At 37.8% G+C, this 18,145-nt stretch carries 16 protein-coding genes; 15 read left to right on the plus strand and 1 reads right to left on the minus strand.

Annotated elements, in window-relative coordinates:
• Positions 1–295: 295 nt before the first annotated feature.
• The 14 genes from citZ (at position 296) to coaE (ending at position 16,412) form a co-directional block, all read left to right on the plus strand.
• Positions 296–1,411 (plus strand): citrate synthase, encoded by a 1,116-nt coding sequence (citZ, locus tag PVA17_RS18610; protein ID WP_132357192.1) that lies wholly within the window; start codon positions 296–298, stop codon positions 1,409–1,411.
• An 80-nt stretch (positions 1,412–1,491) separates the two neighbouring features.
• Positions 1,492–2,754, plus strand: coding sequence for an NADP-dependent isocitrate dehydrogenase (gene icd, locus PVA17_RS18615; RefSeq protein WP_132357191.1), 1,263 nt, complete (start codon positions 1,492–1,494; stop codon positions 2,752–2,754).
• Between the two features lie 317 nt (positions 2,755–3,071).
• Positions 3,072–4,010: a malate dehydrogenase gene (mdh, locus tag PVA17_RS18620; protein ID WP_132357190.1), complete on the plus strand. Its 939-nt coding sequence runs from the start codon at positions 3,072–3,074 to the stop codon at positions 4,008–4,010.
• Between the two features lie 723 nt (positions 4,011–4,733).
• Positions 4,734–5,174, plus strand: coding sequence for a MaoC/PaaZ C-terminal domain-containing protein (locus PVA17_RS18625; protein WP_132357189.1), 441 nt, complete (start codon positions 4,734–4,736; stop codon positions 5,172–5,174).
• Positions 5,175–5,226: 52 nt separating this feature from the next.
• Positions 5,227–5,943, plus strand: a complete 717-nt coding sequence (locus PVA17_RS18630; RefSeq protein ID WP_274068551.1) for a response regulator transcription factor — start codon at positions 5,227–5,229, stop codon at positions 5,941–5,943.
• A complete protein-coding gene (gene pnpS, locus PVA17_RS18635; RefSeq protein WP_274068552.1) occupies positions 5,940–7,493 on the plus strand; it encodes a two-component system histidine kinase PnpS in 1,554 nt (517 codons plus the stop codon). The genes PVA17_RS18630 and pnpS overlap by 4 nt, the downstream gene beginning before the upstream one ends.
• A gap of 310 nt (positions 7,494–7,803) precedes the next feature.
• Complete coding sequence (locus tag PVA17_RS18640) at positions 7,804–8,172, plus strand: CidA/LrgA family holin-like protein (RefSeq protein ID WP_079561583.1); 369 nt, start codon at positions 7,804–7,806, stop codon at positions 8,170–8,172.
• Positions 8,169–8,882 carry an LrgB family protein gene (locus tag PVA17_RS18645; RefSeq protein ID WP_132357186.1) on the plus strand — a complete coding sequence of 238 codons (714 nt, stop codon included), beginning with the start codon at positions 8,169–8,171 and terminating at the stop codon, positions 8,880–8,882. The genes PVA17_RS18640 and PVA17_RS18645 overlap by 4 nt, the downstream gene beginning before the upstream one ends.
• 152 nt (positions 8,883–9,034) lie before the next feature.
• Positions 9,035–10,024 (plus strand): FtsH protease activity modulator HflK, encoded by a 990-nt coding sequence (gene hflK / locus PVA17_RS18650; RefSeq protein WP_274068553.1) that lies wholly within the window; start codon positions 9,035–9,037, stop codon positions 10,022–10,024.
• Positions 10,024–11,034, plus strand: coding sequence for a protease modulator HflC (gene hflC, locus PVA17_RS18655; RefSeq protein WP_132357184.1), 1,011 nt, complete (start codon positions 10,024–10,026; stop codon positions 11,032–11,034). Before hflK ends, hflC begins: the two co-directional genes overlap by 1 nt.
• Positions 11,035–11,645: 611 nt before the next feature.
• Positions 11,646–12,077 carry a DNA polymerase I gene (locus PVA17_RS18660; protein ID WP_132357183.1) on the plus strand — a complete coding sequence of 144 codons (432 nt, stop codon included), beginning with the start codon at positions 11,646–11,648 and terminating at the stop codon, positions 12,075–12,077.
• Between the two features lie 200 nt (positions 12,078–12,277).
• Positions 12,278–14,905 carry a DNA polymerase I gene (polA, locus tag PVA17_RS18665; protein ID WP_274068554.1) on the plus strand — a complete coding sequence of 876 codons (2,628 nt, stop codon included), beginning with the start codon at positions 12,278–12,280 and terminating at the stop codon, positions 14,903–14,905.
• 12 nt (positions 14,906–14,917) lie between these two features.
• Complete coding sequence (gene mutM, locus PVA17_RS18670) at positions 14,918–15,790, plus strand: bifunctional DNA-formamidopyrimidine glycosylase/DNA-(apurinic or apyrimidinic site) lyase (RefSeq protein ID WP_132357181.1); 873 nt, start codon at positions 14,918–14,920, stop codon at positions 15,788–15,790.
• A gap of 13 nt (positions 15,791–15,803) precedes the next feature.
• Positions 15,804–16,412 (plus strand): dephospho-CoA kinase, encoded by a 609-nt coding sequence (gene coaE, locus PVA17_RS18675; RefSeq protein ID WP_132357180.1) that lies wholly within the window; start codon positions 15,804–15,806, stop codon positions 16,410–16,412.
• Between the two features lie 2 nt (positions 16,413–16,414).
• On the opposite strand, the gene PVA17_RS18680 is transcribed toward coaE, so the two are convergent.
• Positions 16,415–16,726, minus strand: a complete 312-nt coding sequence (locus tag PVA17_RS18680) for a hypothetical protein (protein WP_274068555.1) — start codon at positions 16,724–16,726, stop codon at positions 16,415–16,417.
• A gap of 284 nt (positions 16,727–17,010) precedes the next feature.
• On the opposite strand from PVA17_RS18680, the gene PVA17_RS18685 reads away from it, so the two are divergent.
• A complete protein-coding gene (locus tag PVA17_RS18685; protein WP_248716862.1) occupies positions 17,011–18,033 on the plus strand; it encodes a glyceraldehyde-3-phosphate dehydrogenase in 1,023 nt (340 codons plus the stop codon).
• The last annotated feature ends 112 nt before the right edge of the window (positions 18,034–18,145 follow it).

Genomic DNA, 18,145 nt, shown 5'->3' on the forward strand with positions numbered 1-18,145 from the left:
CACTTATAGTTCTTTCGTATGAAAAATATTTAATATTCCTCATTTTAACAATTTCACCCCGTTTCAAATGATAAATTAATATTTAATTGTACAAAAGAATCTCTTTTAAAACTCATTTATAATCGCTCGTGCACCTTTTTCTTTATTCGGAGGTTTTTCATTCACAAAGCTGTCAAAAATGATTATAATAGCAATGTAAGCGATTAACTTAATGGTTCATATGAGCAAAAAACGTAAATGCGAGCTAATAACTGCATTTACCACTAAAAAATATATTATGAGGGAGCGATAATTTATGTCAGCAACTAAAGGCTTAGAAGGTATCGTAGCAGCGGAATCTAAAATCAGTTCAATTATCGATGACACACTTACATATGTTGGTTACAACATTGATGATTTAGCAGAGAATGCGTCATTCGAAGAGGTAATTTATTTATTATGGCATACTCGTTTACCAAAAGCGGACGAGCTAGCTGAATTAAAACAACAATTGGCAGATAACATGTCTATTCCACAAGCAATTGTAGAGCAATTCAAAACATACCCACTTTCAACTGTACATCCAATGGCTGCACTACGTACTGCAGTATCTTTACTTGGTGTATTCGATGAAGAAGCGGATGTTATGGATACAGAAGCTAACTACCGTAAAGCAATCCGTTTACAAGCTAAAATTGCTACAGTAGTTACTGCATTTGCGCGTGTTCGTAAAGGTTTAGAGCCAGTTGCGCCAAAACCAGAATTAGGATATGCAGCAAACTTCTTATACATGCTGAAAGGTGAAGAGCCAGCAGCAATCGAAGTGGAAGCATTCGACAAAGCATTAGTATTACATGCTGATCACGAATTAAATGCATCTACATTCACAGCACGTGTATGTGTAGCTACATTATCAGATGTTTATTCTGGTGTAACTGCAGCTATCGGTGCATTAAAAGGACCACTTCATGGTGGTGCAAATGAGCAAGTTATGAAAATGTTAACTGAAATCGGCTCACTAGAAAACGTTGAATCTTATATTCAAAATAAATTAGATAATAAAGAAAAAATCATGGGCTTCGGTCACCGTGTATACCGCAAAGGCGACCCACGTGCACCACACTTACGTGTAATGTCACAAAAATTAACTGAGCTAACTGGTAAACCAGAGCTTTATGAAATGTCAGTTAAAATCCATGACATGATCGTAGAACAAAAGAAATTACCTGCAAACGTAGACTTCTTCTCTGCGTCAGTGTATGATTCTTTAGGTATTGATCATGACCTATTCACACCAATTTTCGCAGTGTCACGTACTTCTGGTTGGGTAGCTCATATTTTAGAGCAATATGCTAACAACCGCCTAATCCGTCCACGTGCAGAGTATGTTGGACCAGGCATGCAAAAATATGTTCCAGTCAGCGAGCGCTAATTCGGAAAATATGCTAGAATATTTGGGACTGTGTTACTGAAAACACAGTCCTATGATTATGAATTTAGGAGGCAACATCAATGTCAAACAAAATTGTAGTTGAAAATGGCGTACTTAATGTACCAAACAATCCAGTAATTCCTTTCATCGAAGGTGATGGAATTGGTCCAGATATTTGGGCTGCAGCATCACGCGTAATCGACGCAGCTGTAGAAAAAGCTTACAACGGTGAAAAGAAAATCGAATGGTTAGAAGTTTTAGCTGGTGAAAAAGCATTCAACCAAACTGGTGAATGGTTACCACAAGAAACTTTAGACAAAATTAACGAATACCTAATCGCAATCAAAGGTCCTCTTACTACGCCAATCGGTGGTGGTATCCGCTCTCTAAACGTAGCATTACGTCAACAGCTTGACCTATATGTATGCTTACGTCCAGTACGTCACTTTGATGGAGTACCTTCTCCAGTTAAACGTCCAGAAGATGTTGATATGGTTATCTTCCGCGAAAACACAGAAGACATCTACGCTGGTATTGAATTCGAATCTGGTTCTGAACAAGCACAAAAAATCATCAACTTCCTACAAACTGAATTTGGTGTTAACAAAATCCGCTTCCCAGAAACTTCTGGTATCGGTGTAAAACCTGTATCTAAAGAAGGTACTGAGCGTTTAGTACGTTCTGCTATCGAATACGCTATTAATCATAAACGCCCATCTGTTACTTTAGTACACAAAGGTAACATCATGAAATTCACTGAAGGTGGATTCAAAAAATGGGGTTATGAATTAGCTGAAAAAGAATTTGCTGATCAAACATTCACTTGGAACCAATATGATGCTATTAAAGCTGAACAAGGTGAAGAAGCAGCAAACAAAGCACAAGCTGACGCTTTAGCAGCTGGTAAAATCTTAGTTAAAGATTCTATCGCTGATATCTTCTTACAACAAATTTTAACTCGTCCAAATGAGTTCGACGTAGTTGCTACAATGAACTTAAACGGTGACTATATCTCTGACGCATTAGCTGCTCAAGTAGGTGGTATCGGTATCGCTCCAGGCGCAAACATTAACTATGTAACTGGACACGCGATCTTCGAAGCTACTCACGGTACAGCTCCAAAATATGCTGGTCAAGATAAAGTAAACCCATCTTCAGTATTACTTTCAGGCGTATTAATGCTTGAGCACTTAGGATGGCAAGAAGCAGCTGACATGGTTACTAAATCTGTAGAGAAAACAATTTCTTCTAAAGTTGTAACTTATGACTTCGCTCGTTTAATGGACGGCGCTACAGAAGTAAAATGTTCAGAATTCGCTAATGAATTAATCAAAAACCTATAATTTTCTATTTTAAATAGAAATTATAGTTAAAGCGGAAGTATATTCTGCCGATATAATTAGGGTGAAATGTAAATTTCTATTGACCTTAGCTTAATAAAATATTTACAATGAACTTGTTTAATCGAGGGAGGAGAATTTATTCTCCTCCCTTTTTTAAATTCTTTCAGTCGGTGTTTAAACATCCGCTGAAAGAAGCCTCCGGCGGATGTCACGGAATCGGAAAGGAGTTCTTTGCGCTTGCACAAAACCTGTTCCTGACACAATTTATGCCGAGGCATAATTGATTATATAACCTAATTTTAAAGGAGCGTATTCGAATGTCTCTGAAACGAAAAAAAATCTCAGTAATCGGTAGCGGTTTTACTGGCGCTACTGCAGCATTTTTAGCAGCTCAAAAAGAACTTGGTGATGTAGTGTTAGTGGATATTCCTCAAGCTGAAAATCCAACAAAGGGTAAAGCTTTAGATATGTGGGAAGCTGCACCGGTGCAAGGCTATGATTCTTATGTTAAAGGTACTTCTAATTATGCAGATACTGCAGATTCTGATGTAGTCATCATCACTGCTGGCGTTGCACGTAAACCAGGTATGAGCCGTGACGATCTTGTTCAAATTAACCAAGATGTAATGAAAGCTGTTTCTAAGGAAATTGCTAAATACTCACCAAATGCAACAATCCTCGTTCTTACAAACCCAGTTGATGCAATGACTTACACAGTATTCAAAGAAACTGGTTTCCCTAAAAATCGTGTAATAGGTCAATCGGGTGTACTTGATACAGCTCGTTTCTGTGCGTTTGTAGCAGAAGAACTGAATATCTCAGTAAAAGACATCACAGGTTTTGTGTTAGGTGGTCATGGCGATACAATGGTGCCACTTACTCGCTACTCATTCGCTGGTGGTATTCCATTAGAATCATTAATTCCAGCAGATCGTCTTGAAGAGATAGTAGACCGTACACGTAAAGGTGGCGCTGAAATCGTTAACCTCCTTGGTAATGGTTCGGCATATTATGCTCCTTCAGCGGCGCTTATTGAAATGGCGGAAGCGATCATTAAAGACCAAAAACGTATACTTCCATCTATTGCCTACTTAGAAGGCGAATATGGCTACAATGATTTATATCTAGGTGTTCCGACATTATTAGGTGCAAATGGTATAGAAAAAATCTTTGAGCTTGATTTAACAGACAAAGAAAAAGCAGCTTTAGATAAATCGGCAGAGGCTGTCCGCGACGTTATGAAAGTTTTAGCTTAATAAAAGTTTATGAAATCGAGTGGGATTCATTCCTACTCGATTTTATGTTGTTGAAAAAACGATTAATGTCAATATTAAAGTATGACTCTTTGGCAAAGTGAGGGGTTGATTTCTGTTCCGATTATGCGCTTTGTTGCTTATCAGTGTTAGAAGTCTTTTCGTTCGATTATGGTAGTAGCCATGGCAATTATAAATGTGCTTCTAAGTATGGTTTTGGCTAACGATTCAAGAGAGTAGAGGCTTCAATGTCAAGTTGTAAATATTCATACACATGAATGTTTAAGTGAAAGTGTACATACTAAGACAAACAAAAATGTGCATCACGATGCGAATATTTAAAGCCTTGAAATACATAAATGAATAAGAAACTCTACGCTATCGCTGATTGTAGTGGAAGGATACTCGACTCCCGTGGGAAAGCGAGACAGGCGAGACCCTGCACGGAGCGAATGTTTTCTGTGCGAAAGCGTAGTGCTAACGCAGCGGCAGCAACAACAGCGGAGGAAGCGGCTCGGCGCTCGCCCACAGGAAAGCGAGTAGCCTGGAACGGAAATCACCCCCACGCTAGGGTACTAAACTTTCATCAATTTTGAAGTAATGGTAACTGTCGCACAGTCGAACTCCTTTTGATAAAGATAAAAAAGGTTATTCTGCTTTTCGTTGTACTTTTGGAATAAAATTGATACTATGAAGGTATATGATAGAAAAGGGGTTGGCGTATTTTTGCTTCAAAAAAACAGTAAGCTTGGTCTCACTATTGATGAAGTTACAGTTGGCGAGAAGATTCATATTACCGAGAAAATAGAAGATAAGGATTTACTGCTTTATTTAGGACTTACGAATGATAATAATCCGCTTTATATTCAACATGATTATGCAGCGATGACGCCTTTTCAAAAGCCAATCGTACCAACAATTATGTTAAATGGCATTATTACTTCAGCAGTGTCAAAGTATATTCCTGGACCAGGTGCACGAATTATTGAGCAACATATAAAATATTTAGAACCGCTCTATCATTATGAATTATTTGATACTCTTTTAGAGGTAACGGAAGTAAATAAATTACAAAATACAATTACTGTATCGGTACACTCTTATAATGAGCAGAAGCAGCTTATGATTGAGGGTACTTTGCTGGTGACACCACCACTTGCTTTATAGACGTCTTGAGATTTGAAATGGGGGTTTCAAATCACTAACGGAGGCTTTATACATGACAAAAACGATTTTAGTGGTAGAAGATGAATTTTCGATTGCAACATTATTGAAATATAATTTAGAACAGGCTGGATATGTTGTAGAAACAGCTGCGGACGGTCAAGAGGGTCTAGATAAGGCAATCGATTTACAACCCGATTTAATTTTATTAGATTTGATGCTTCCAAGGCTTGATGGTATGGAAGTTTGTAAACAGATCCGTCAGCAACGTATGAATACACCTATTATTATGCTAACAGCAAAGGATGATGAGTTCGATAAAGTACTTGGTCTAGAGCTAGGAGCAGACGATTATATGACAAAGCCCTTTAGTCCGCGCGAAGTGTTAGCACGGGTAAAGGCGGTTTTAAGACGTTTTACACAAAATGTAGTACCTGAAGAGAAGAATGCGCCACAAGAGAAAATGTTTGAATTTGGTCAATTGCGTGTCTTTCCAGAACGATTTGAAGTATTTTTACAGGAAGAGGCACTGGAATTTACACCAAAGGAATTTGAGTTACTCATTTATTTACTTGAAAATAAAAACCGTGTTTTAACACGTGATCAGCTATTAAGTGCTGTATGGAAGTATGACTTTGCTGGGGATACTCGAATTGTAGATGTGCACATTAGCCACCTTCGGGATAAAATCGAAGAAAATAGCCGTAAGCCAATATTCATCAAAACAATTCGTGGCCTTGGCTATAAATTCGAGGAGCCGAAGACGACATGAAATCAATGAGCAACCGCTTATTCTTGACATTCATGCTATTGCTTGGATCGATATTAGCTGTCCTAATGATTGTTATAGGTCAGCTTTTTCCTGTTTATATAGAACAGTACAATGAGCAAGCTAGTTTACAGGTGCAAGAATCCATTAACCAAGTATTAGCTGAACGAAAGATCGAACTAACAAAAGAAGATAGAGAGGCACTGTATACTGCTCAAAACATTGAGGCAACAGATTCTATAATATCGAATGTTCATGCGCGACTTTATGTTGTGCTAGCGATTCTTTTTTTAATAGCGCTTATTTTAATGGCTATTGTAAGCCGCTATATGATTCGAAATTTCACTGCTCCTATTGATAACGTGACAGATACAGCACTTGAACTGGCGAAGGGAAATTACCGTGCTCGTGCCCATGAAAATGAGCATGAACGCATGATGCCACTTAGTCACTCCATCAATATTTTAGCGCGTAACTTACAGGATATTACGGCGATTCGCGAGGTAGAAGAGGAAAGACTTAAAACGTTAATTGAAAATATGGGAAGCTCCCTCATGATGATTGGTCGTGAGGGCAATATATCTATCGTGAACCGTGTATTTTTAGAGCGCTTCGGCATGCAAATTGACGATGTACAAGGAAAAGTTTTTCGTACAATTGGCTTACCTAAATCTCTGGAGCAATTTATTGATCACGTGTTTCTAACTGAAATGCCTTATCGACAACAAATTAAAATGGAGATCCAACAGGAGCTATACAATAAGGAAGTCTATGGAGCGCCTGTTATAGGGGATCATGGTAGATGGCTTGGTGTTGTTATCGTTATGCACGATATTACAGAGCTTGTTCGTTTAGAGCAGATTCGTAAGGATTTTGTTGCAAATGTATCCCATGAATTGCGTACACCCATTACATCTATTAAAGGCTTTTCTGAAACTTTACTGGATGGAGCATATAAGGATGAAAAAATGCTGCTATCTTTTTTAGAAATCATCTATAAGGAAAGTAACCGGCTGCAAATGCTTATCCAGGATTTACTAGAATTATCGAAAATTGAGCAGCATGGTTTTACCGTTAATATTATGCCGATGGGCTTGCAAGATGTACTTATACGTGGAGCAGAGCTGACAGGACCTCGTCTGGATGAGAAAAATATGAGCTTTCGTGTTGATATAGAACGTGATGTTCAAGTTATGGGTGATGCGAATCGTATCATTCAAATTGTCACGAATTTAATTACTAATGCTATTACGTACTCTCCAGAAAATACAATCGTTACAATTCGATTAAAGGAAAATGAAACGTACGGTATTCTTGAAATAGAAGACCAAGGTATAGGTATTGAAAAGCATGAAATTGCCCGTGTCTTTGAACGATTTTACCGTGTGGATCGTGCACGAAGTCGGAATTCTGGGGGTACAGGTTTAGGGCTTGCTATTGTGAAGCACTTAGTAGAGGCACATCATGGCCGCATTCAGGTAGAAAGTGAAGTTGGAATTGGGACAAAAATGATTGTCATGATTCCGAAAAAATTAACGAATTCTTTACATTAGCACAATTTTAGATTCACAATAGGGCCTTATACTTGTTAGTAGAAACCCCTATATAATTATTAAGACTTTTTAATAGCCAAAAAAATCTTTATACATAAAGATTTTTTGATTGTGTTGCTTAGTTATCGCCGATAGGAAGAATCTATTGCCAAATTTTTTGGTGATAGATTCTTTTTCTGTTTTACACGTAACGCAAATAGGTGTAAAGTATAGTAGCATAATATTCAACTAACTTAGTAATTGAGTTAATCGGACTTACGGTCTGCACTTGACCGTTTAAGCGAGATAAAAAATTGAGAGAAGGATGACCATGAAAATCGTCAAAAGTATCGTGCAAATCGGCTATCTATATGTAATTTTATTTGTTGGGAATAGTATTGCACGTCTACTTCACTTGCCGATTCCAGGGAGCATAATTGGACTAGTCTTATTGTTTTTACTTTTGCAGTTTCATATTATTAAGCTTGAATGGATTGAGCTAGGTGCAGGTTTATTACTTAGTGAATTATTACTATTTTTCATTCCGTCTGCTATCGGAGTAATCGATTATACTGCATTATTCGGTGTGCAAGGTGTGAAAGCTGTGCTTGTTATTGTATTGAGTGCCATAGTTGTAATGTTTGCAACAGGTTTCACAGCACAATTGCTAGGGCAACGAAAGAAAGGTGATACTGCATGAGCTTTTTAATAGCTATACTAAGTTTACTAGGTACTATTGCAGTTTTTTATACTAGTAAAATGTTTTATAAAAAGTATCAGAAGGAATGGTTAACACCTATACTGATCACACCATTAGTGGCAATTATTATCCTGCTGCTAACGGGAACATCCTATAAATCTTATACTGCAGGGGCCGGTATTTTATCAAATTTATTAGGCCCAGCAACAGTTGCATTCGCGGTACCTATTTATAAAAATTTTAACCTATTAAAGAAACATGCTTTTGAAATTTTTCTAAGTATTGCAGTTGGCTCAGCCGTCGCGATTACATCATCATTTATCTTTGCTGTATTAGTTGGACTAAATAATGAGCTTGTGCATAGCATAGTTCCACGCTCCGTTACTACACCAATAGCGATGGACATTTCCAATATGATTGGTGGCTCTCCTACGCTTACTGCAGTTTTCGTTATGGTAACTGGTATTTTAGGGAGTCTAATAGCACCGTTAGTTATTAAAGCATGTCGTTTCCATCGACCATCTTCTAGGGGTCTATTGTTAGGAATGGGAGCACATGGTACGGGTACATCAAAAGCATTTGAATTTGGTGAGCTAGAAGGTACGTTTGCAAGTCTTGCTATGATTGTAGCTGCATTAATTAGCATTGTATTGTCAACAACATTTTTCCCAGCATTTGAACATCTAGTAGTCAATATCCTGTTGCCTTAAATGGTAGCAGGATTTTTTTATTCTGTTAATGAGTTTCACAATCTTCCTTATGTCAAACTGCCTAAAGAGAAAAATGAGTTTATTAAAATATTTTGAAACTTTTTAAGAAGTGCCCCGTATACATTAGTACTAAGCTTAAGGGAGGATTAGACATGAGTGTGAAAAGGTCACTAATGATGGTGGGACTTGGCATTTTCGGCATTGTTGCACTTATTGCGGTATTTACATCATGGTACACGGTAGATGAATCTGAACAAGCCGTTGTCATAACGTTCGGTCGTGCCGATAATACAGTAACAGAACCAGGTTTACATTTTAAATTACCTTGGCCTGTACAATCGGTTGAGGTGTTATCGAAGGAAACATTTAGTTTACAGTTTGGCTATAAGCAAAATAAAGATGGGGAATTGGAAGCTTATGATGCTGAAACGAAAATGATTACAGGGGATGAGCATATTGTTTTAACAGACCTTGTCGTTCAATGGAAGATTACTGAACCGAAAAAGTATTTATTCAGCTCACAAGATCCAGAAAAAATATTACATAGCGCTACGTCGAGTGCGATCCGATCAATTATTGGGAGCTCAAAAATCGACGCTGCGTTAACAGAGGGAAAAGCGGACATAGAAGCAAAATCACGAGATTTACTCGTTTCTCTTATTGAAAAATACGATATTGGTATTAGTGTTTTAGGGGTAAAACTAAAAGATGTTGAGTTACCGAATGCAGATGTGCGAGCAGCGTTTACAGCTGTTACAGACGCACGTGAAATGAAAAATACAAAAATTAATCAAGCAGAAAAATATAGGAATCAGCGTACTAATGAAGCTGAAGGTGAAAAAGATGCTATTATCTCGAAGGCTCAAGGTGAAAAAACAGCCCGTATTGAGCAGGCCCAAGGGGATGTAGCTGTCTTTAATAAAATGTATGAGCAATATAAGGGTAATAAACAAATTACACGTGAGCGTTTAATTATAGAAACGCTTGAAAATGTTTTACCTAAAGCACAAATTTATATTATGAATGATGATGGCAGTACAATGAAATACTTGCCTCTTCAAGCATTGCAACCTGCGAAACAGGAGACACCTACTGCGCAGGAAACACCAAAAGAGGAGAAAAAAGAAGGGAGCGGTAACTAATGGACCAAAAAAATAAGGATCTTGAAAAATTCCTCAATTTTTTATCAGGTAAATCCAAAAATACTGCTCCAAAAGAAGAGGATACAGTGGATAATGTGGTCAAAATGTCGAAAAAAAGCCCGATGAATCCGAAAAAATATATTTCTCTTGTCGTAACATTAACAGCCGTTTTTGCTATTGCCATAATAGTATTTACTAATGTTTATATCGTTAAAGAATCCGAATACGCAGTTGTTAGACAGTTTGGAGAAGTAGTGAAATTTCAAAGTAATCCTGGCTTAAAAATAAAGGTTCCGTTTATTCAAAGTGTCACGAAGTTACCAAAAAACCAAATGACGTATGAAGTTTCTGAAGAAGAAATTAATACAAAGGATAAAAAACGAATTATTATTGATAATTATGCGGTTTGGCATATAACAGATCCAAAGCAATTAATTTCAAATGCTGGAACGATAGAAAAAGTTGAATCACGTATGGAAGAGTTTATTTATTCAGTTATTCGTTCAGAGCTTGGTCGAATAGAATATAAGGCGATTATTAATGATGAAGATTCTTCGCGTGGAAGTATCAACGATCAGGTAACTGCACGTGTTAATGAGTTACTTTCGAATGATAAGTATGGAATAGAAGTAATAGATGTTCGTATTCGTCGTATCGACTTGCCATCTGTAAATGAGCAATCCGTTTTCACAAATATGATTTCGGACCGTGAATCAATGTCGCAAAAATATTTATCAGAAGGTGATGCTGAGAAACGCCGTATTGAAGCTCAAACAGATAAGGAAGTTCAAGAAATGCTCGCAACAGCGAAAAAAGATGCAGCAATCATTCAAGCGGAAGGCGAAGCAGAAGCGGCTAAGATTTACAATAAATCGTTCTCACAAGATCCTGAATTCTATTCATTGTACCGTACATTAGAATCCTATAAGAAAACTGTAGGTGAAGATACGGTCATTATTTTGCCATCCACTTCACCATATGCCAAAATATTATCTGGCTATATAAAGTGAAACTTTAATCAGTGGGGGTTCTCCAACCCCACTGATTATTAGTCTTCACCAATCGGGCATTTACGGGCAGTTAATCTCCTTCCACTTAACTTCTTTGCTTTCGTGAATTTTGAGGTGAAAGTCTTGTACCTGACGCTTCATTTTTGATATAGATAAATTACTGCCCGTTAATGCGGGATAAAATAACACGATTATTCTTGCAGGGATAAGCATATGAAGTCGTCTCAAACTTTTTGAGACGGCTTTTTTACATTTTAGTAAGTTTTTTAGCGTTGGAAGGACTTTACACCCTTGGGGATTTAGCAATAGAGAAACGAAGGCTAAAAACATCACATCCTGTGATAACGCCTTTGTGACAAACATCGTGTTGGCCCGCGATCCTGCTGCAAAAGTGGCTCATCGGACGCCCAACGGAAGTCAACACCACGATATGGTGAAAAGGAGCCCTTCAAAGTCTAGTTAGGTATTTTTAATCAATGACTCCATAAATATTTATCAAATGTTGATGGTATGTTATGAAAATGATAGAAATTTATAATTTTGTGTTCCGTTTATGACTATTATCTGATAGAATGATATTGTTCGAGAAATAAAAAATGGGGGTAATAGTTGTGAAGTTGCAAATTAGCAAGTGGCTCCAAAATTTAGGGATTGCCTATAGTATTGCATCGTTATTTACACTTTTCTTCCGTCTATCAGATTTTGCATGGATCACAAAAAGTGTTTATCATATACCAGTATTTTTTGTCATTTTGTTTTTATTAGGTTTAGTTATTGCTGCGGATGTACGCAAAATATTTAAAACAATATTTTTATACGAAAAACGCAAGGTTAAACGTCCTATATGGCAAGTAGGGATTGGCTTTATTTTCTTCTTAGCGCAAATCGGCACTGTCATGGTGTTTAATACAGAGCTTACACATCCACAGCTTGGTGGTATGCCATTATTTTTAGTATTTGCCTTTATGAACGCCTTTATGTTGACAGTCATATATGAAGAGATTTTTTATCGTAAAGAAAAAACGAATAAAGCTAGTGAATAACATGGATGAGGTCAATTACAATGAGTGATTGGCTTTTTTTGTGCAGTCAATCCTAAGCTATTGCTGTAGAAAATTTGGCGATTTTCAACGTTATGATTGGTAAAATACCCGTTTTCTCGATAAAGTAAAAGGAAGAGGCATTTTCAAACATACGTTTTCGTTTTACAATTAAGAAGACGACAACGCAGGAGGATAAAATCATGACAAAGGAAAAATTGCTATTATTGGACGGCAATAGTTTAGCATATCGCGCGTTTTTTGCGTTGCCATTATTGACGAATGATAGTGGGATTCATACGAATGCAGTATACGGCTTTACAACAATGCTACAAAGAATATTAGAGGAAGAGCAACCAACGAAAATTTTGGTTGCCTTTGATGCGGGTAAGACAACCTTCCGTCATGAGACATTTACGGAATATAAAGGGGGGCGACAAAAGACTCCACCAGAATTATCGGAGCAGTTTCCTTATATACGGAAGCTTATTGATGCTTATGGTATTAAGCGATATGAGCTTGAAATGTACGAAGCGGACGATATTATAGGGACACTCGCCAAAGAAGCTTCATCACAAAATATGGACGTCATTGTCGTATCAGGAGATCGTGACTTAACACAGCTCGCGACTGAGCAAGTAACAGTATATATTACTAAAAAAGGCATTACTGAAATTGAAAAAAATACACCAGCCTTTATTGCAGAAAAATACGGCTTAACGCCCGAGCAAATTATTGATATGAAAGGTTTAATGGGGGATTCTTCAGATAATATCCCTGGTGTACCAGGTGTCGGTGAAAAAACAGCAGTTAAATTGCTAAAAGAGCATGGTTCAGTAGAGTCGCTTTATGCGGCAATGGATACGGTAAAGGCTTCTAAAATGAAAGAAAAATTAGTTGCTAATGAAGAACAGGCACTAATGAGTAAAAAGCTCGCTACCATCTATACTGAGGCACCGATTGAAATAACGCTCGCGGATCTTATCTATAATGGTCCGAATGAAGAGGAATTAATTAGCGTGTGGCAAGAGCTTGGCTTTAAATCATTGCTAGAGAAAAGTGATTTTACTGTCCAAGAAGAGGAACAAGCTCCTTTTGACTATGAAATTGTGCAAGAAGTAAAACAAGAGCATTTAAAAGATGTAATGGCAGTGCATTTGGAGCTAGAGAACGAGCATTATCATACATGCCAGCAACTAGGGATTGCACTAACAGATGGAGCGAAAACAATATATGTGCCGTTTGATATTGCGGCTAAATCAGATGTCCTTCGACTTTGGTTAGAAGATGCTACTAAAATAAAGTATATGTCTGATTCAAAAGCATCTCAAGCTGCGTTAAGTCGTGCGGGAATTCGTTTAGCTGGTGTTGAATTTGACTTATTACTTGCTTCTTATATTAATAATCCTGCGCTAAGTGGAGATGATGTAGCAACACTTGCGAAAGAACTAGGCTATCGTAATGTGCAGGCAAATGAGACTGTTTATGGTAAAGGGGCGAAACGAGCTATACCTGCCATTGATGCACTTGCTGAGCATGCCAGTCGCAAAGCCTTTGCTGTATGGTCTTTACAGCCTAAGCTTGAAGAATTGCTAAAGGAAAACGAACAGTTTGAACTCTATAAAAATTTAGAGCTACCGCTTGCTTCTATTTTAGGTGCAATGGAAAGTGAAGGAATCACGGTCAATCGTGCCACATTAGAGAAAATGGGGCAGGAACTAAATGACAAACTAATTGTAATTGAACAGGAGATTTATACGGAGGCAGGAGAAGCCTTCAATATTAATTCACCAAAGCAATTAGGTGTCATCCTCTTTGATAAACTTGGTCTTCCTGTTATTAAAAAGACAAAGACAGGCTATTCCACTGCAGCGGATGTTTTGGAAAAATTAAAACCGGAGCATGCCATTATTGAGCATATTCTTTTATATCGTCAGCTTGGGAAATTACAGTCAACGTATATCGAAGGCCTGCTAAAGGAAATCCATGAAGAGGATGGCAAGGTGCATACTCGATTCCAACAAGCATTAACAGCTACAGGGCGTTTAAGCTCAACGGATCCGAATTTGCAAAACATCCCGATTCGTTTAGAAGAAGGGCGAAAAATTCGTCAAGCATTTGTGCCATCGAACGAAGATTGGATATTATTTTCTGCCGATTATTCGCAAATCGAATTGCGTGTATTGGCCCATATGTCAAAGGATGAAAACTTAGTTGACGCTTTCCGTGAAGGTATGGATGTTCATACACGTACTGCTATGGATGTCTTCCATGTTTCAGAAGATGAGGTCGACAGTAATATGCGCCGTGCTGCAAAAGCAGTAAACTTTGGTATTGTTTATGGTATTAGTGATTACGGCTTATCGCAAAACTTAGATATTACCCGTAAGGAAGCTGCTACATTTATCGAGAAATATTTTGCGAGTTTCCCGGGTGTAAAACAATATATGGATGATATCGTCCAAGATGCGAAGTTTAATGGTTATGTGACAACTATTTTAAATAGACGTCGATATTTACCGGATATTACGAGCTCAAATTTCAATATACGAAGCTTTGCAGAGCGTACTGCGATGAATACACCAATTCAGGGAAGTGCAGCTGATATTATTAAAAAAGCAATGATTGATATGGATGCTCGCTTGAAAAAAGAAAATATGCAGGCCAAACTTTTATTACAAGTGCATGATGAATTAATTTTTGAAGCACCTAAAGAGGAGATTGCATTACTTGAAAAAATAGTACCAGAGGTTATGGAGAACGCAATCGCACTTTCAGTACCATTAAAAGTAGATTTTAATTACGGTGCGACTTGGTACGAAGCAAAATAAGGAGGGGTCAAAATGCCTGAATTACCAGAGGTTGAAGGTGTCGTCCAGGCATTAAAACCTAAAATTGAAGGGCGTACAATTCAACAGGTTCAACTATCTGAAATTATTCGTTTTTCCTTTGGGGAGGGAAAACAGTGTATCGTGAAGCAAGCTGAGCCCGATGCATTTGAAATATCATTGTCTCAAATGATGATTACAAAAGTCGAACGACGTGCGAAATACATCTTTTTTCATTTGCTGAAAGCAGATGACCCATATGTGCTTGTTAGTCATTTAGGGATGACCGGTGCATGGTTTGTCGTGAATTCGCCTGAGGAAATCCATGAGGCGAAATTTAAAAAGCATATTCATGCTACATTTCAAATGGCAGATGGTGGCTATTTAATTTACTCGGATATACGCCGCTTTGGTGAACTACGGTTTTTAACAAAAATTGAAGATCATGCACCATTAACAAAAATGGCGCCAGAGCCGTTCGATGAAATAGCCTGTGATTATTTTATTGCGAAATCAAAGTTACCGAAATATGAGAAAAAGGCCGTTAAGGATGTCATTATGGATGGGCAGGTTATTTCGGGCTGTGGCAATATTTATGCTACCGAAGCATTATTTGCTCAAAAAATTCATCCGGCTCGCACCATGAACCGCATCAGTGAAAAGAGTAAGTGTGCATTATTCGAAGCAATTGTCGCCATTTTACGCCAAAGCATTGAAGCGGGGGGTTCAACAATTTCAGATTATCGTAATATTAATGGTGAGGCTGGAACTATGCAGAAACGACTGCAAATGTATGGAAAGAAGATGTGTCCAACGTGTGATACTGCAACGAGCCAAATGACGATAGGTGGGCGCACATCAGTCTTTTGCCCAAATTGTCAACATTAAAGGGGATTTAACTATGATTATCGGACTAACGGGAAGTATTGCAAGCGGAAAAAGTACAGTAGCAAAAATGATGACAGCACTTGGTTTACCTATTGTCGATGCAGATATTGTTGCACGTGATGTTGTAGAACCAGGAACGGAAACGTTAAAGTTAATAGCTGAAAATTTTGGACAACATATATTGCTTGAAGACGGTAGTTTAAATCGTACGAAGCTTGGCGATATTATTTTTCACGAGCCTGCTAAACGTAAAGTGTTAAATGATATTATGCATCCTGCTATTCGTCAGGAAATGTTACGTCAGCGTGATGCTTATTTAGAGGCTGGAGAAAAGCATGTTGTGATGGATATTCCGCTTTTATTTGAAAGTAAGCTACAGCATTTTGTCGAGCGTATTATTGTAGTATCGGTTAGTGAAGAGGTGCAGCTCCGTAGATTAATGGAACGTAACAACTTATCGAAGGAGGATGCACTAGCTCGAATACGTTCTCAGTTACCTTTGTCAGTTAAAGAGAAAGGTGCGCATGCGGTTATTTATAATAATGAAAATCTAGAACAAACCGAGCAGCAATTAAAAAAAATCCTGACTTATTGGGATGTAATTTTAACTAAAAATCTGTAAAATTATTCGATGCGTAGCAATGACATATTGCTACGCATTTCATATTTTTGAAAAACTATTGTGTTGTAAGGGAATTTCTTAATGGTGTGGCTCAGTAAAGGGTGATTTCCGTTCCAGGCTACTCGCTTTCCTGCCGGGATCCCGCAGCGCAGCGGATGTTTTCTGTGCGAAAGCGAAGCGGCAGCAACAAATGTTTTCTGTGCGAAAGCGAAGCGGCAGCAACAAATGTTTTCTGTGCGAAAGCGAAGCGGCAGCAACAAATGTTTTCTGTAGCGAAAGCGAAGCGGCAGCAACAAAGTGCCCAGCCGGAACAAATCAACCCCTTGTTTTGCCGAAGAGCCATACTTTATTTAATGTGACACCTTAATTTCATTGACGCAGTAGTTAACAACTTGAATGCGTAGCAAAAACACTTTGCTATGCATTTTTTTGTGAGTTTATACCATAATAAGTGCTAATTTAGGCGATTTTATTTTTCAGAAAATAAGAACTTTAATATTATGAGTATATAATGTTCATCTTTTTTAAAATTGTGTTATACTAATCACCATAAAGTATATAATTAATATGAGTATGCACTCACAGGAGGATTTTATAAATGACAGTATCAGTTGCTATTAATGGTTTCGGACGTATCGGACGTATGGTTTTCCGCCAAGCGATCGTGCAAGAAGATTTAAATATCGTTGCAATTAATGCTAGCTACCCAGCTGAAACGTTAGCACATTTGATTAAGTATGACACAAATCATGGAACATTCGAGGGTTCAGTTGAGCCAGCAGGCGATGCTTTAGTTGTAAACGGTAAACGTGTGCAAATTATTAGCGAACGTGACCCATTAAAATTACCATGGGCAACAATGGGGGTAGATATCGTTATTGAAGCAACTGGTAAATTTAATGATCGTGAAAAAGCAGCAATGCACTTAGAAGCAGGAGCAAAGAAAGTTATCTTAACAGCACCTGGTAAAAACGAGGACGTAACAATTGTTTTAGGTGTAAATGATGAGAAGCTTGATATTGCCAAACATGATGTTATTTCTAATGCTTCTTGTACAACAAACTGCTTAGCACCAGTTGCCAAAATATTAAATGACACATTTGGAATTGAAAGCGGATTAATGACAACAGTTCACGCTTATACAAATGACCAAAAGAATTTAGATAATCCACATAAGGATTTACGTCGTGCACGTGGTTGCGCACAATCAATTATTCCAACATCTACAGGTGCTGCAAAAGCATTAAAATTAGTGTTACCAGAGTTAGAAGGCAAAATTCATGGTATGGCACTTCGTGTTCCAACACCAAACGTATCATTAGTTGACCTAGTAGTTGATTTAAATACTGACGTAACAGTAGATTCTATCAATGCTGCGTTTGTGAAGGCTGCTACTGAAGGTCCGATGAAAGGTATCTTAAACTTCTCAGTTGAGCCTCTAGTATCTTCTGATTACAACACAACAACTTACTCCTCTACAGTAGATGGACTTTCTACAATGGTAATGGGTAACCGCAAAGTGAAAGTACTGGCTTGGTACGACAATGAGTGGGGTTATTCTGCACGTGTTGTAGATCTTGTGAAAAAAGTGGCAAAAGCTTTAGAAACAGTTAATGCATAATTTTAGTGACATCCACTAAAAGAAGTTAAACTGAACACATTGAAATCCAAGTGATTTCAATGTGTTTTTTATTTAGACAGTTGGTTTAAATGTGGCATCTATGCTTGTACTT

Origin of the sequence: Lysinibacillus sp. CNPSo 3705 (assembly GCF_028674935.1) — a bacterium.
Taxonomy (GTDB): domain Bacteria; phylum Bacillota; class Bacilli; order Bacillales_A; family Planococcaceae; genus Lysinibacillus.

Excerpts from the sequence above, each read along its gene's own strand:
- PVA17_RS18640 (WP_079561583.1), top strand. The coding sequence starts at position 7,804 with ATGAAAATCGTCAAAAGTATCGTGCAAATCGGCTATCTATATGTAATT.
- icd (WP_132357191.1), top strand. The coding sequence starts at position 1,492 with ATGTCAAACAAAATTGTAGTTGAAAATGGCGTACTTAATGTACCAAAC.
- polA (WP_274068554.1), top strand. The coding sequence starts at position 12,278 with ATGACAAAGGAAAAATTGCTATTATTGGACGGCAATAGTTTAGCATAT.
- mdh (WP_132357190.1), top strand. The coding sequence starts at position 3,072 with ATGTCTCTGAAACGAAAAAAAATCTCAGTAATCGGTAGCGGTTTTACT.
- hflC (WP_132357184.1), top strand. The coding sequence starts at position 10,024 with ATGGACCAAAAAAATAAGGATCTTGAAAAATTCCTCAATTTTTTATCA.
- citZ (WP_132357192.1), top strand. The coding sequence starts at position 296 with ATGTCAGCAACTAAAGGCTTAGAAGGTATCGTAGCAGCGGAATCTAAA.
- coaE (WP_132357180.1), top strand. The coding sequence starts at position 15,804 with ATGATTATCGGACTAACGGGAAGTATTGCAAGCGGAAAAAGTACAGTA.
- PVA17_RS18685 (WP_248716862.1), top strand. The coding sequence starts at position 17,011 with ATGACAGTATCAGTTGCTATTAATGGTTTCGGACGTATCGGACGTATG.
- PVA17_RS18645 (WP_132357186.1), top strand. The coding sequence starts at position 8,169 with ATGAGCTTTTTAATAGCTATACTAAGTTTACTAGGTACTATTGCAGTT.
- mutM (WP_132357181.1), top strand. The coding sequence starts at position 14,918 with ATGCCTGAATTACCAGAGGTTGAAGGTGTCGTCCAGGCATTAAAACCT.
- pnpS (WP_274068552.1), top strand. The coding sequence starts at position 5,940 with ATGAAATCAATGAGCAACCGCTTATTCTTGACATTCATGCTATTGCTT.
- PVA17_RS18630 (WP_274068551.1), top strand. The coding sequence starts at position 5,227 with ATGACAAAAACGATTTTAGTGGTAGAAGATGAATTTTCGATTGCAACA.
- hflK (WP_274068553.1), top strand. The coding sequence starts at position 9,035 with ATGAGTGTGAAAAGGTCACTAATGATGGTGGGACTTGGCATTTTCGGC.